Origin of the sequence: Vibrio sp. dhg, from assembly GCF_003443775.1 — a bacterium.
Lineage (GTDB): Bacteria > Pseudomonadota > Gammaproteobacteria > Enterobacterales > Vibrionaceae > Vibrio > Vibrio natriegens.
This window is the reverse complement of record NZ_CP028944.1, coordinates 410889-425352: the sequence shown is the minus strand read 5'-3', so window position 1 is coordinate 425352 and position 14464 is coordinate 410889. Positions and strand designations below refer to the sequence as shown.

The window sequence follows — 14464 nt, the reverse complement described above, 5'->3', positions numbered from 1 at the left end:
TAAAGAGAATTGAGGAGTTTAAAAGGGAGAGGTATTTATAATAATCAGAGATAAGTGACGCAAGCCGTAGTTTCCTACAGCCTGCGCCTACTTAAAATCTTATGCTACTTCAACGTTAGCAGCTTGAAGACCTTTTTGGCCTTGCTCTACTTCGAAAGTCACTTTTTGACCTTCAGCAAGAGTTTTGAAACCGTCAGAAACGATTGCACGGAAGTGAACGAATACGTCTGCGCCGCCGTTGTCTTGAGTTAGGAAACCAAAACCTTTAGTTTCGTTGAACCATTTTACAGAACCAGTTGTTTTATTAGACATGATATGTCCCTTATATAAATTGAAAAAATTAATTATTTGAATGCGCTAGTAGCTTGAATTATTTAATGTATCTTTGAAGCTAAGGGAAACACTGAGGATAACAACTTGGTTTTCTAAGGGTTTTACTTTTACTACGTGATGTCTCATTTAATAACTCTGAACAACAGAGCGGCGCCATTATTGTCTTTTAGTGATCACATGTAAAGGATTATTTGTATTTATTTTTTTGGGATCTACACGTCTCTGAATGTTAAAAGCCGCGAACTTACACGTTCGGCAATGGTAGCTCAATATTTAAGCGATGTTGAGTGAGGTTACGACACAGTATCGAAGCATTCACTGTAGCTTGAGCAGGTTTCACAACTTGGCGAGCGACATACATAGTCGCCGCCGTTTTCACATAACTGACGGTATAAAAACCGTTTCCAGCGCATGTTGTTAACATTTTTAGCAGATAAGTTGGGGAAATAGTCAGAAAATAATTGTGTCAGTAGAGCCCGTTCGGGTAGCCCTAGGTCATCCCAGAGGTGTTGGCTTCCCATACAACCACTTGATATAACGATGGCCATTTCTTCTGCAAACGGGTGTGAGTTATCCAAGTTCTGAGATAACAATTGACGTAGTTGATCGTATTCTTCGGTTCGTAATGCCATTAACTCGCTACGTAACCTGGCTTGTTTGGTTTCGAGATTGGCTAAACTTACCTCAAGGCCAAAAAATTCAATAAGTTGAATAAAGTGGCTTTTCTTCAATCCGAGGTAAAGTGGCAGCGCAGATCGCCCACTCAGATAAGAGTGGACGATCGGTCGCCAGTACTGTTTGCATTTTTCAGCGTTCACTATACTGAGCTCCTATCATGTTGCGGGCTCAAGCTGCCTAAAGGGTTTAGGGGGCGACTGGTGTGGTCAACAATCGCCTCTTCGATAGGGCAAATACTGGCGCATTGTGGCTCGTGCCAAAAAGAAGAGCACTCATTACACCGCTTAGTATGAATCGCAAATGGTTTGTCTGCTCTGTCGCTTTTATATATCGCCTGATTAGGACACACGGTCATACAGGCATGACAGCCGACACATTTATTGTTGATTGAAAAGCTCATGTTTTGTCTCCGCTTGCTGAGTGTCACGACAGTATTGTTTGGCGATTGCTTCTAAGCTGCTGCTTACTGGTTGGAAGGCAAAGTCCACGTTGGGAATCACTCCACGTTTCTCTAATTCACGCCACGGTGAGATTCCGATTCTCGCGCTGAGAACCACTTGGCAATCTGCGATTGTGTCGAACAAGGCTTCTTTTTCAGACTCTTCACCACATTCACTTTGGCCTGTGCAGTATTGAGCAACGTTACGTGATTCCTCAAAAAGGAATTGCTGTGATTGTTGGTCATATTGGTAGATCTCAAAGCGTTTGGCATGGCCAAAATGCAATCCGATGTGGGCCTCTCCATGGCTGGCAACCGCGACTTTATATACCGATGGTTTAGAAGACGAGCCACATGTTGAGGCCTTGTCATCACTAAGCATTCCAACGGCGTCTGCTCGGCACTGTTTACAATGGGTCATTTGCGGCATGTGCACACCGCATTCTTCGCGGACGCGTTGCAGTTCATCTTCGGTTGGCCCCCGCTGACCACTCAACCCAAAATAGGTACCATGACTTGGATCGGAAATCAGGGGCATGATGTTATGTAACGTCGCGCCCAGAGATTTCACTTTCTCTGATACTTGAGCAATGTGATGGTCGTTGATGCCTGGGATAAGTACCGTGTTCACTTTCACCAGCATGCCAGCCTTTGCTGCTAACTCTAATCCGAGCAATTGACGCTCGATAAGTGTTTGTGCCGCGACTTTGCCCTTAAGTCTTTTTCGGTTGTAAAAAATCCAAGGGTAGATTTTTTCTCCGATATCAGCATCAATACAATTAATCGTAATGGTGAGGTGATTAACGCCCAATACCGCCAGCGTCATAACATGTTCAGCAAGCGCAAGTCCGTTGGTTGAGATACAAAGCTGTACGTTTGGGTCGGCTTTATGAATATCGCGAAGCGTTTTAAATGTGGCTTGCGGGTTTGCGAGCGCATCACCAGGGCCTGCGATTCCAACTACCGTCAAGTTAGGCGCTCGCTTTTTAATGGTTGAAAACTGTTTGAGTGCCGCAGCACTATCCATAACGTGTGACACGACTCCCGGGCGAGACTCATTACTGCAGTCATATTTCCGGTTACAGTAGTTGCACTGTATATTGCATGCTGGTGCTACAGGTAAATGCATACGCGCGTATTGATGAGCCTGTTTTGAATAGCACGGATGTTTTGCAATTTTATCCTGCGTTTGTTTATTGAAAAAGTGATGAAGATTATCTTGTGCACAATCGTCACTTTTTACACTTGATGAAGGACTTTCCATGTCTGCCCCTTATGATTAAATGCCTTTAATAAGCTTCATTGCAATCATTGTTCCTTAACTAAAGTATTGTTTTACATAAGCTAAGGGTTCTAACTAGTAACAATTGTCCGTTTGCCGACAATATCTGGCTTTCAAAAATTGTCAGATTTGTTTCATCTCGATATTTAATATTTGAATTCGGTAAGCAATTTGACGCGGCGTCATATTGAGTAGCCTTGCTGCTTTGGCTTTTACCCAACCAGATCGCTCAAGTGCATCGATTACCAGTTCTCTCTCGTCAGCCGGTTTGCTTTTCTCCCGATGTATAAGCTGACTTTCTGTTGCGCGAAGTGGTGCAGCGGCAGAAAGTGGGGGTGTGTAAGCGGATTGGACCGGCGGTGAAAAGCTGGGTTCAGACTGGTTGATTTTGATTAAACTGGCATCAATGACACCGGACTCGCACAATACCGAAGCGCGTTCTAAGGTATTTTCTAGTTCACGCACGTTACCCGGCCAACTGTGATTCATCATCACACGTATCGCATCATCACTGATGGTGAGGTTACGGCCTTGTTGCTTACTGAGCTTTTTGCGCATGAACTCGGCCAGCTCTGGAATGTCTTGAATGCGATCGCGAAGAGGAGGTAAGTGCATTGGCATGACATTGAGGCGGTAATAAAGGTCTTCACGGAAGTTACCTTGTGTCACTTCCTCTTCCAGGTGACGGTTAGTCGCGGCGATAATACGCACGTTTACCGAAATAGTTGTTGTCCCCCCGACTCGTTCAAACTCTTTCTCCTGCAATACTCGTAACAACTTTGCTTGAAACGCTGCACTGGTTTCGCCAATTTCATCCAGGAAAATAGTGCCATTGTGTGCCATTTCAAATCGCCCTTTACGCTGCTTGACCGCACCTGTAAATGCGCCTTTTTCGTGGCCGAACAGCTCAGATTCGAGCAAGTTATCAGGCAGCGCTGCACAGTTGAGTTTGATGAACGGACGATCAGCACGAGGAGAGTTATAGTGAATCGCGTTGGCTATAAGCTCTTTACCCGTCCCCGATTCACCGCGAACCAACACCGTTGAATCCCAGCGAGACACCAGACGAATTTGATCGAAAATCTGTCTCATGGTCTTGGTGTGTCCCACTAAGTTGTGAAAACTGTAGTTGTTGCGAACTTTACGGCGTAATCCGTCACGCTCATCAACAAGTTCTTTTTCGGTTCGCTCAACGTTCTGAGACAGTTGAATATTCTTGGCGATTAAGTTGCCAATCATATCGAGGAATTTCGACAACAACGTAAGGTGCTCGTCGCTGACATTAGGTGGTTGGGCTGAAAGTGCGCCAAGAACTTTACTATTACTGTCTTTGATTGGGACACAGATGAAAGGCTTGTCATAGTCATAAAGTGCCAATTTGTCCGCAAAACGCATATCGCTACCTAGATTACGAATTACCATAGAGCTCCCTTGGCTGAGGACCTCTCCGACAATACCTTCACCGGTTTTATAGTAAACGTTCTTTTGGTCTCGGCTACTATCGCTAAGTGGGCTATGTACAGACTTAACCAATAAAATGTTCTTTTGGTGGTCAAGAATAGTGAGCATGCCACACTGTAAACGACACTCATCGTGCAGAATTTTAAGTATTTTGTCGCATGACTCAACGTAATTTAAGCTAGCGTTTAGAACACTAGATATTCGATACATTGCCGCCAATAACTGACGCTCTAAATCTAAAAGAGAATGATCTTCTATCATAATGACTTACCGCTATTAATTGGAAATGTTAAGCAGACTTTGGCGCCGTTTAGCTGGCGGCTGTCTGAGATCGTTACGGTGGCTGAATGTTCATTGAGCACCTGTTGCACGATAGAAAGCCCAATGCCTCGACAGCCAGACTGGTGCTTTGGTTTGGTGCTATAAAATGGTTGGAATACGGTCAGGCGAAGATCTTCTTTCACCCCTAAGCCATTGTCTTCGATATCAACCACTATCTCTCCGTTTTTCTCATAAGATTGAATGAACAGAGTCCGATCTGATGGCTTAGCATATTTGATAGCATCTAACGCGTTATCGATGAGCTGTTTTATGGCAAGAATAAGTCGATGAGGCGTGCCATTGATTGAGGAAAGCTTTGGCGATAGATCAAGTTCTAAGTTGATCGATAGCCTCATCAATTCATCATTACTGATGCTGCATGAGTCACGAATCACTTCATTGAGGTTCACTGGTTGCCGCGCTTCTCTTTCTCGTTCTGGGATGGCGAGCATGATTTCTTGCATGGCTGCATTTGCATTCGCCATTGCGTCATCCATCGCGATTAAACCGGGGCAGGAGGCATTAGTACGTTTGAGAATATTTACAGCAGAATCAATGACATTGAACGGTCCCTGCAATTGATGCAGTGTCCCCATTAATGCTTCTTGCATGGCGTGGACGTATTTATTGTCCCTCGCCATAAGCTTGGTAGCATTAATACGTCGTTCCTCGACCAAGAGCTTCTCTTTGGTACGCTCAGTGATAGAGATAACGCTATAGTCATCATCACTGTCTGGAAGAAAATAATGTTCAATGTTGATGGTTGAAACCGGGATTTTCGCCAATGTAAATTCAAACCATCGTTCGCATGTGCCGTCTTCATTTCGAACAGAGATATTTTGCGTACGGTTTTTATGTTCGCCGATGAACTCAACCACACTCGTCTGTTGATAGTCTCTCTGAATGCTTTGCAGCAATAAGTCGATAGGGCTGTGGTGAATGCTGTTTTGTATCCGTTGATACTTTTTGTTGCTGACTAGCAGCTTGTTGGAGGCATCAACCAGTGCAATGGCTGTCGAAGAACCATTCAACACCGCCTGAAAGAGTGTGAACTGATTTTTTTGCTCAGTGATACGTTGGTGTCGCTCTGTAATATCGCGATGGATGGCATAATATCGTGTCTCGCCACTTTTCTCTTTTAGCCGAGAAATCGAAATTTCGGCAATATACGGCTCACCATTTTTCTTTCTGTTGACCAACTGACCTTGCCAATGGTCACCGTTGGTAATGGCTAGCCACATATTTTGATATACGCGTTGAGGTGTTGCCTTATACGAAAGCAGTGACGAGTTTTTACCAATCAGTTCGCGTGAACTATAGCCAGTGATCTGATTAAAGGTCTTATTGACGAAAAGTATGTTGCCATATTTGTCGGTAATGCTGATGGCGACAGGAGCATGCGCAACGATCTGCTCGAACGCTTGCATGTCAAACACCGTTGAATTGCTATCGGGTAGCAGGCTATCAAGTTGTTCCATACGTCTTTCCTTATACGTTTGGCGATATAAGACCGTCGATGCATTTCCTATTCCAAACACTCAAGCCAGGTATGACGGGCTCGCTTAAATGAAGGTTTGTTTGATTTCGGACAATTATTCATGCGAACAAGCGAACTTTGTTGGGTTTGTGACACAGCTATTTTGGTAAAGAAAAGCGCTTAGCCTGCGCGCTAGCACTGTATTGACGGGGTTGTTTGATTCATTCCAGTGCAAAAACGCTCCGTGGCATACGCTATGCACCACCTTCGAGAAAGGAAGCTAGTGGAGTGCTGTTATGTCCGAAGGATTGATCATTTTTCTGAGTGCGACATTCGTAAACAATGTCGTTTTAGCCAAATTTCTGGGCTTGTGTCCGTTCATGGGAGTGTCGAGCAAAATTACCAGTGCGGTGGGAATGGGGATCGCGACGATTTTCGTGCTTACCTTAGCGACGGTATCAAGCTGGATTATTGAGTTTGCGATTTTGAAGCCGTTGCATCTGGAGTTTATGAGGATCATATCCTTCATATTGGTCATCGCTGCTGTCGTTCAGTTTACCGAGTTATACGTTAAAAAATCATTTCCCGAGCTGTACCAGTCTCTGGGCGTATTTCTACCTCTCATCACCACCAACTGTGCCGTTTTTGGCGTCGCATTGCTGGCTGTTCAAGACAATTTGTCATTTCTCAACACCCTGATGTTCAGCTTTGGCTCTGCTCTGGGCTTCTTTTTCATCATCACTATTTTTGCTGGTTTACGCAGCCAACTTATGTTGAGTCAGGTGCCAGCTGCATTTAAAGGCTCTCCGATAGCATTCATCACGGCGGGATTTTTGTCGATGGCCTTCATGGGCTTTTCGGGAATGGCATAGAGGAGACTAAGTCATGTTACTTACGACGCTTATATTTTTTGTCACGCTCGGAGCATTGCTTGGGCTTGCGCTTGGGTACGCTGCAAAAATGTTCCATGTGGAAGGCGACCCGAGGATAGACAAAGTTGAAGCATTACTGCCGGGTGGCCAATGCGGTCAGTGTGGAGAGGCTGGTTGCCGCCAGGCCGCCGAAAAGATGGTCACTGGTGAACTAAGCCCGGCTTGTTGTCCACCTGGCGGAGCACTACTTGCTCAAAACGTTGCACAATTGCTCGGTGTTTCTATTGATACAAGTGATCAAGACACTGAGCTGGTGGCAAGGGTTGATGAAACGCAGTGTAACGGGTGCAACCGCTGCTACAAAGCCTGTCCTTTTGATGCAATTGTCGGTGCGCCGAAACAGTTACACACGGTACTAAAAGACGTGTGTACCGGTTGTCAGTTATGTGAAAAAGCCTGTACACGAGGTTGCTTGACCATGTCCGAAGTGACGCCGTCGGTGTCGACATGGTATTGGCCAAAGCCTTCATTGTCGGTTTAGGAGTGAATCATGTCCAGTTTAAGCAGTGTTAGTTTGTGGAATAAACCATTTAGTGGCGGTATTCATCCCAAAGCCTATAAAGAGTTAACGTCAGATCAACGTATTGACCGCCATTTCTGGCCTCGGAATATTTACTTACCGTTGCAGACGCGTTCCGGGGCGAAGTTAAGAGTATTAGTTGGTCCTGGTGAGTCAGTGCACAGAGGGCAGTTGGTTGCTGTTGGACTTACGGACTTCGTTGCACCTTTGCATTCATCTGTGAATGGTGTGGTGACGGCGATTGTTCCGCATATCACAACTCACCCGGCGAAAGTGAAGTGTGACACGGTAGTGATTCGCGCGAATGACGATAAGCAATGGGGGGTATCTTCGCCGGGTGAAGATATCCATAACTTAGATGCCGACACCATTATTGATCGCGTGGCGGAAGCGGGCATAGTCGGGCTAGGTGGCGCTGGTTTCCCAGCCGCGGTCAAGTTGCGATTTTCAAGAAGCGCCAACGTAGACACCATCATCATTAATGGAGGTGAATGCGAACCGTATCTGACCAGTGATGATTTAACAATGCAAACCTACCCGGAAGAAATTATTTCTGGGATACAGATGATGCTGATTGCAAGCGGTGCGCAAAGGGCCATTATCGGCGTGGAAGATAACAAACCGGATGCCTTAAGTGCGCTCCATTATGCCGCGAGTGAAGTCGACACGATTGACGTGCGTAAGGTGCCGAGTATTTACCCGATGGGATCTGAGAAGCACTTAATAAAAACGCTTACTGGAAAAGATGTTCCACCAGGAGGGCGTGCCACTCAGGTCGGTATTTTAGTTAACAATATTTCCACGGTTAGGGCGGTGTACCATGCGGTTCGATTCCGTCGTCCTTTGGTTTCGCGGATTGTCACGGTCAGTGGTAAGGGGATCGCGGAACCTAAAAATGTCGAGGTACCAATTGGAACCCCGGTGAACGAAGTAATCAACTATTGCGGCGGGGTCAGTGACTCGACGGAACGATTACTTCTGGGCGGACCTATGATGGGACAGGTCATTCCCTCAATGCAGGTGCCTGTTGATAAAACGGTTGGCGGAATACTGGCGTTAACCGAAGACGAAGTGTTTATTGAAACCAAACATCAAGAGTGTATTCGCTGTGGTCAATGTGTTCGTGCTTGTCCAATGGGTTTGATGCCTTTTCAAATGGCCGCGTACACCCGCGTTTCCGATTTCAAACGTGCCGAGGAACTGGGTGTGAATCATTGCTTGTCTTGTGGTGCATGTGGGTATGTTTGTCCCTCTTCGATTCCTTTAGTTCAGTACTTTATGCACGCAAAGGGTGTGATTGCATCGCATACCTTTATGGAGCAAAGAGCGGCTCAGACCAAAGTGCTCAATGAATCCAGAAAACAACGTCTCGCCCTTGAGGCCGCTGAGAAGAAAGCCAAAGCCGCGAAAAAAGTCACGCGACCAACCCGCAATGCTCGACCTGAGCGAGCGGAAAAACCGACACGTCCAGAGAGACCGGCTCGCCCATCTCGTCCAGCGAGAGTATCTCGTCAAGATAAAGCCGCTGAGAAGGAGCAACAGTTATGATCAAATATGACTCAATAATTGGCCCATTTGCTCACAACGGGAGCTCATCTACACGAATCATGTATCTCGTTATCTTAACGTTATTACCGGCTTGTGTATTTGCTGGCTTTCAGTTTGGTCGCAACAGTTTGGCACTGATAGTCGTGTGTTGTTTAACCAGCATCATAAGCGAATGTTTATGTTTGTTGGCAATGAAAAAGAAACCTAGTGCGTGTTTTGATGGTTCAGCGATTCTGACCGGGCTGCTACTCGCCTTGAGTTTACCGCCTTCGTTCCCAATCAGCTTAGCGGTTTTGGGCAGTATGTTCGCCATTATTTTGGGTAAGCAAATCTATGGCGGGCTGGGGCAGAACTTATTCAATCCAGCCATGCTCGCGCGCGTCATGCTACTGATCTGTTTTCCGGTTCAAATGACCCAATGGGCGGCTCCAACGCCGATAGATTTTAGCAACAACTTAGTCACCGTACCGGATGGATGGCTGAGCTTTGACGGCGTGACGGCGGCGACGGCTCTCAGTATTGAAAGAACCTTGCCGGTTGAGTTTACTCAGCAGTTTTTTGGGCAGCATTCTGGGAGCCTTGGTGAGACCAGTGCTTTCCTTATCTTGTGTGGCGGTGGTTATCTGATTTGGCGACGCATTATTCACTGGGCGATACCTGTGACCTTCATGCTTGGTCTGGCACTACCTGCTTTAGTCAGTCATTTGATCAACGCTGAAGCCTACCTGGCACCGTGGATTCACCTCACCAGCGGCGCTGCCATGTTGGGCGCATTTTATATCGCGACAGATCTTGTTACCTCTCCAACCAGTATTCGCGGACAGCTTATCTATGGGCTGGGATGTGGGCTGCTTGTTTGGTTGATCCGAACCTTTGGTAGCTACCCCGAAGGCGTGGCTTTTGCGGTACTGATTATGAATGCGGTTAGCCCTTTAATTGATTACTACCTGCGCCCGAATGTGTTTGGTACTAGCCGAATGACGGAGAAATAATCATGGAAGTCAGATTACAGCCATTTAAAGAGCGTATTTCGTATCAAATCATATTGCTTTCCAGTGCATGTGCGCTCGCCGCATTACTTTTGTTTGTTACGAATTGGGCGACAAAGCCAATCATCACTCAGCGTATCTTAGAAGATCAGAACGCGTTATTGAGGGAAGTACTGGCGGGACAACCTTATTCGAATGATGTGTTTTCGAACCGCCAGCTAATCGAGTATGAAGGTAAGCCATTCGAACTGTATCGAGTGGAAGATGAAAATCAGCAACTGATTAACTGGGTGATCCGGGGCGAGCAGGAGGGATACAGTGGCACGATCCGCTTTCTTATCGGCTTAAAAATCAGTGGGGAGATTATCGGCGTTCGAATCATCAGTCACAGTGAAACGCCGGGACTGGGTGACAAAATCGAAGCGGAAAAAAGCAGTTGGATACTCAGTTTTGCCAAACGCACTTTAGAGAGCACAGGTGTGTGGGCGGTGAAAAAGGATGGGGGTGATTTTGACCAATTTAGCGGCGCAACAATAACACCCAGAGCCGTAGTAAAAGGCGTGCATCAGGCGTTGTTAGCGCTTGAATCTTACCAAGGAGCGAACAATGAGTGAATCAAACCAGTACAAAAGCATTATGTCACAAGGTTTATGGGGCAATAACATTGTACTCAAGCAGTCCCTTGCGCTTTGTCCTTTACTCGCCGTAACCAGCAGTGCGACGAACGGCCTTGGTCTTGGCCTGGCCACTATGGTCGTGATGGTTGCGGCAAATACGCTTAACTCGATGGCGAAAGGTGTCATCAGCAAAACCGTACGTATTCCGGTGAATGTCATCATCATCGCCACACTGGTCACGCTGACCGATGCATTGCTGAACGCCTACCTCCATTCTCTGCACAAAGTTCTCGGTCTATTTATACCGTTGATTGTTACAAACTGCGCCATCCTCGGGCGTGTCGAATCGTTTGCCAGTAGAAGCGCTGTCATGCCCTCTATCGTGGATGGTCTGTTTATGGGGTTAGGCTTTACTTGGGTACTGACTATGCTCGGCGCGATACGCGAAATTCTCGGTAGTGGAACCTTGTTTAGCAATGCGCATCTTCTTTTGGGCGAACGTTTTGCGTTTCTGGAAATGGTCATTATTGATGATTACCAAGGGGTGTTGTTGGTTATTTTACCGCCGGGAGGCTTTCTGGCTTTGGGCTTGGTTCTGGCGTTAAAACAGAAATACGAATCCATGGTGGCAAACCCAACGCCAGCGTTAGCACATAGCACTAGGGGGTAACCATGAAAGTAAGTGTTGTCTACGCCTTACCGGATGAACAGGTATGGTTGTCGGTCGATGTTGACCATAGCGCAACCGTACTTAGCGCTATTCAGGTTTCGAATATTTTAGATATGTTTCCCGCTATCGACCTCGACAAACAAAAAGTGGGTATTTTCGGCAAATCCACAAAGTTGGATAGTGAGCTAAAAGAAGGTGACCGTGTGGAAATTTACCGCCCGTTAATTTGGCAGCCTGACGACGAAGATGAGGATGATGACGATTAATTGTCACCTTTGCGACATTAGGTCAGACATTGTTTGAAAGTAAACTTTTAACTTATTGAAAAAATTAAACTAAATGTGTGGTAGATATTTTGCAACGTATACCTGCCATGACAAAAATTTAAGCAAGGAGCTAATTATGAGCAAAGTGGGAATTTTCTTTGGTACTGATATGGGCAGCACTCGCAAAATGGCCAAATTGATCCAAAAACAACTTGGTGACGAGGTTGCGGATAAACCGAAAAACATTAATCGCGTCGACGCCGGTGAATTTGCCAGTTATGACTATCTGATTCTCGGTACGCCAACGTTAGGAGAGGGACAACTTCCAGGACTATCTGCGGATTGCCAAGAAGAGAGCTGGGAAGAGTTTCTACCCAACTTCTCGGACATGGATCTATCGGGAAAAAAAGTTGCGCTATATGGATTAGGCGATCAGGTTGGTTACAGCAACGAATTTGTGGATGCACTTGGTGAGCTATACGATCATGTCGCCAACTGCGGTGCAGAGATGGTTGGGTTTTGGCCCACAGAAGGGTACGAGTTTACGGCCTCTAATGCGGTTGACGGCGATGACTTTGTCGGGTTAGTGATCGACAAAGATAATCAATCAAGTCTGACTGAGCAGCGTATTGCAGGTTGGGTTGAGCAGATTAAAGCTGAAATGGATCTATGAATAAAAATAAAGCTATTAACACAATATTAGTAATTAACTGATAGCTTGGGGTTTTTGTTATTTTGCCGAACTTAACTGTCATAGGCACAACGCCATTCTTGTCGTGAGAGTGGCTTTTTTTATGCAATTTTGTTCTATAGAGCGTATCGGTTTTGGATAATATGATTAAAGCTAAATTGTCATGATGACGTTACTGACAGTAAATCAATTGCTTTGTTGGGAATGGTGAACAAAAGGATTTAAAATTTAGCAAGAAAGCTTGGAGCGGGCAGCGGGAATCGAACCCGCATCATCAGCTTGGAAGGCTGAGGTAATAGCCATTATACGATGCCCGCGCATCGAAAGGACTCATCTAATATGCCACATTAATTCGAAAAGAAAAGTCTTTTCTCTTCAATTGTTTGTCGATTGCGTAAAAATCACTCAAGATGATGCGAAGGTACTCAATTCGAGTGCTGGTGGGTAATTCTCTTAAGAAAATCAGCAGCCAATTGGCTACGACTTTGTGAAACAAGACCTCAGATATTGAACACTTGGCGTTCTTAGTTAAGACTCAATAATGTCTATCTAATTATTTTAAAGTGCGTGATTCAGTAAAAGAGAGATGGCTTACGAATTTGGAAATGTACTGAGTTGGACTTCTTGTCGTAGCATAATGATTCATTTTTGTTTTCAGCCGTATAAATGACAACAAAGAAGGCGACGCTGATACTGTCGATAAATCAGAGGAGAATATCTATGTGGAAAGGGTTCTTGTTAGGCGCATTGGGGCTGTTTATGGTCGCATGCACCACGGTAACAACGGATGTCGACAAACAGGCTGACTTTTCATCGTATAGAACGTTCGATTTTGGAGATCAGAATGGTGCGCCCGCAAGCATCGATGCGAGGCGTATTGAACAAAGTATTGCCTCTCAATTAGGAGCTAATGGACTTTCACAAGTTTCGAGTGATGGTGATATCTATGTCCATCATGACATTGTTGAGAACACAGAGTTTGTTTCTTCTGGGTCGAACATCAGTTTTGGTTACGGATGGAATCGATTTGGCGTGATTACTTCCAGTCCAGAGCGATATAGAGAGCGTAAATACGGTAATTTGGTTATCGAATTAGTTGATATGAAGGCAAACCAAGTTGTTTGGAAAGGGATATCTAGCCGTAAATTAACGACGTCAATGGACAGTGAGAAAAGGGAAGAGCTAATTGCAGAAGAAATTGCGAAGATGTTTGAACACTTTCCTTACGGCGCTAAGTAGCGAGATTTAAATGTTCATATCGAAAAAGGCGCAGAGAATGCGCCTTTTTGTTTTGGGACGATAACTTCAATTAGTACCCGATGCTATAGAGCTGCTCGCCTAGGTCACGACACTTGCTCTGATACACTTCTAACACATCTGTTGTGTTTTTGTTTGCTGCTTTAAACTCCAGTTCTGCAGAAGAAAGCGTGCTAAAACTATAATGTCTTACGGACATCAAATAGTTTCTAAAAGAGGCTCTATGCTCTGGTACGGCATTCTGTACGTTCGAAACATTGGCGCATTCCAAAAGGGCTTCGTTGCTCATTTGTTCAAGATTTACGTCGGCGTAAACGACATTGGAGAATGCAGTGAGTAATAAAGTTAAGATAGTTGGAATTGCGAATCTGGTCATAATTTGGGCCTCGAATGGATTCAGGTAAATATAAATGTACCCATGTCACTTGTTGACACGTTTTCTTGATTTCTCTGTTTTTCTTTCGTCAAGTATTCACGGCCATGTTTAAACACATAAAGTAAATTTGCTTCCCTTGTTCCGAGGAGATGATAAAGCGAGCGTTGGTTTTTAAGTTTACCGTAGCTATCTCTAGGTAATGGGGTTGTCACCCAAGCGAGAGAAAGTAACGGAGGCGATAAAAAAGCGATGAGCAACTGATAATCGGGTTCGAAGCGTAAACTCTGTACATCATCATGCAGAGAAGTACGACGGCATGAAACCAGAGCCAATATGTCTCGTTTATGATGCTGCGAGTACTTATGAGAAACCGAAGGCGAATTATTTTCTAAAGACCATTGGGGTAAAGCAAAATCTGGCGTTAAAAGTGGTTGTTGAGCCCACTTTGATAAATGATCGGATGTATTGCTTGTTTGGTGATTGTCATATTCATGCGCGTAGGCAGACAGCATACAATCTGGGATCAGAGACAGAGCTATTAGCCAAAACGTACAAATTAGATAACGCAAAAATTAACCCTAATACATCAAAGATTTGTTGCCGATTT

General features: G+C 45.2%; 17 protein-coding genes and 1 tRNA gene. 9 read left to right on the top strand and 9 right to left on the bottom strand.

Translation table 11 applies throughout. From position 1 onward, the window contains the following. Positions 1–99 precede the first annotated feature (99 nt). The 6 genes from DBX26_RS17630 to nifL all read right to left on the bottom strand — a co-directional run bounded on the left by DBX26_RS17630 (position 100) and on the right by nifL (position 5992). The gene (locus tag DBX26_RS17630) at positions 100–312 is read right to left on the bottom strand and encodes a cold-shock protein (protein ID WP_014234032.1); all 213 of its coding nucleotides are present in this window, start codon (positions 310–312) and stop codon (positions 100–102) included. A 314-nt stretch (positions 313–626) separates the two neighbouring features. Further along, positions 627–1151 (bottom strand): nitrogen fixation protein NifQ, encoded by a 525-nt coding sequence (locus DBX26_RS17625; protein WP_118120256.1) that lies wholly within the window; start codon positions 1149–1151, stop codon positions 627–629. Next, positions 1151–1411: a 4Fe-4S dicluster domain-containing protein gene (locus DBX26_RS25810; RefSeq protein ID WP_118120254.1), complete on the bottom strand. Its 261-nt coding sequence runs from the start codon at positions 1409–1411 to the stop codon at positions 1151–1153. The genes DBX26_RS17625 and DBX26_RS25810 overlap by 1 nt, the downstream gene beginning before the upstream one ends. Further along, entirely contained in the window at positions 1389–2714 is a 1326-nt protein-coding gene (gene nifB, locus DBX26_RS17615; RefSeq protein ID WP_254063609.1) for a nitrogenase cofactor biosynthesis protein NifB, read from the bottom strand. Before nifB ends, DBX26_RS25810 begins: the two co-directional genes overlap by 23 nt. Positions 2715–2855: 141 nt before the next feature. Beyond that, positions 2856–4454, bottom strand: coding sequence for a nif-specific transcriptional activator NifA (nifA, locus tag DBX26_RS17610; RefSeq protein ID WP_118120250.1), 1599 nt, complete (start codon positions 4452–4454; stop codon positions 2856–2858). Then, positions 4451–5992: a nitrogen fixation negative regulator NifL gene (gene nifL, locus DBX26_RS17605; protein WP_020333835.1), complete on the bottom strand. Its 1542-nt coding sequence runs from the start codon at positions 5990–5992 to the stop codon at positions 4451–4453. Before nifL ends, nifA begins: the two co-directional genes overlap by 4 nt. A 295-nt stretch (positions 5993–6287) precedes the next feature. On the opposite strand from nifL, the gene rsxA reads away from it, so the two are divergent. The 8 genes from rsxA (at position 6288) to DBX26_RS17565 (ending at position 12206) form a co-directional block, all read left to right on the top strand. Continuing rightward, the gene (gene rsxA, locus DBX26_RS17600; RefSeq protein WP_118120248.1) at positions 6288–6863 is read left to right on the top strand and encodes an electron transport complex subunit RsxA; all 576 of its coding nucleotides are present in this window, start codon (positions 6288–6290) and stop codon (positions 6861–6863) included. Between the two features lie 13 nt (positions 6864–6876). After that, positions 6877–7404, top strand: coding sequence for an RnfABCDGE type electron transport complex subunit B (locus tag DBX26_RS17595; RefSeq protein WP_065298764.1), 528 nt, complete (start codon positions 6877–6879; stop codon positions 7402–7404). Between the two features lie 9 nt (positions 7405–7413). Beyond that, on the top strand, positions 7414–8991 hold the full coding sequence (rsxC, locus tag DBX26_RS17590; RefSeq protein ID WP_118120246.1) for an electron transport complex subunit RsxC: 1578 nt from the start codon (positions 7414–7416) through the stop codon (positions 8989–8991). Further along, on the top strand, positions 8988–9983 hold the full coding sequence (locus tag DBX26_RS17585) for an RnfABCDGE type electron transport complex subunit D (RefSeq protein ID WP_118120244.1): 996 nt from the start codon (positions 8988–8990) through the stop codon (positions 9981–9983). The genes rsxC and DBX26_RS17585 overlap by 4 nt, the downstream gene beginning before the upstream one ends. Positions 9984–9985: 2 nt before the next feature. After that, on the top strand, positions 9986–10594 hold the full coding sequence (locus DBX26_RS17580; RefSeq protein WP_118120242.1) for an RnfABCDGE type electron transport complex subunit G: 609 nt from the start codon (positions 9986–9988) through the stop codon (positions 10592–10594). Further along, a complete protein-coding gene (locus tag DBX26_RS17575) occupies positions 10587–11267 on the top strand; it encodes an electron transport complex subunit E (protein WP_118120239.1) in 681 nt (226 codons plus the stop codon). The genes DBX26_RS17580 and DBX26_RS17575 overlap by 8 nt, the downstream gene beginning before the upstream one ends. 2 nt (positions 11268–11269) lie before the next feature. Next, a complete protein-coding gene (locus DBX26_RS17570; RefSeq protein ID WP_014234044.1) occupies positions 11270–11533 on the top strand; it encodes an RnfH family protein in 264 nt (87 codons plus the stop codon). Between the two features lie 136 nt (positions 11534–11669). Further along, positions 11670–12206 carry a flavodoxin gene (locus DBX26_RS17565; RefSeq protein ID WP_118120237.1) on the top strand — a complete coding sequence of 179 codons (537 nt, stop codon included), beginning with the start codon at positions 11670–11672 and terminating at the stop codon, positions 12204–12206. A 260-nt stretch (positions 12207–12466) separates the two neighbouring features. Here the strand turns inward: DBX26_RS17565 and DBX26_RS17560 are convergent. Continuing rightward, positions 12467–12541: transfer RNA gene (locus DBX26_RS17560), tRNA-Gly, on the bottom strand. A 403-nt stretch (positions 12542–12944) separates the two neighbouring features. Between DBX26_RS17560 and DBX26_RS17555 the strand changes: the two genes are divergently transcribed. Continuing rightward, positions 12945–13463 (top strand): DUF4136 domain-containing protein, encoded by a 519-nt coding sequence (locus tag DBX26_RS17555; RefSeq protein ID WP_020334727.1) that lies wholly within the window; start codon positions 12945–12947, stop codon positions 13461–13463. A 70-nt stretch (positions 13464–13533) separates the two neighbouring features. On the opposite strand, the gene DBX26_RS17550 is transcribed toward DBX26_RS17555, so the two are convergent. Further along, positions 13534–13857 carry a hypothetical protein gene (locus DBX26_RS17550; protein ID WP_118120235.1) on the bottom strand — a complete coding sequence of 108 codons (324 nt, stop codon included), beginning with the start codon at positions 13855–13857 and terminating at the stop codon, positions 13534–13536. 20 nt (positions 13858–13877) lie between these two features. Then, positions 13878–14369 carry a hypothetical protein gene (locus tag DBX26_RS17545; protein WP_254063607.1) on the bottom strand — a complete coding sequence of 164 codons (492 nt, stop codon included), beginning with the start codon at positions 14367–14369 and terminating at the stop codon, positions 13878–13880. Between the last annotated feature and the right edge of the window lie 95 nt (positions 14370–14464).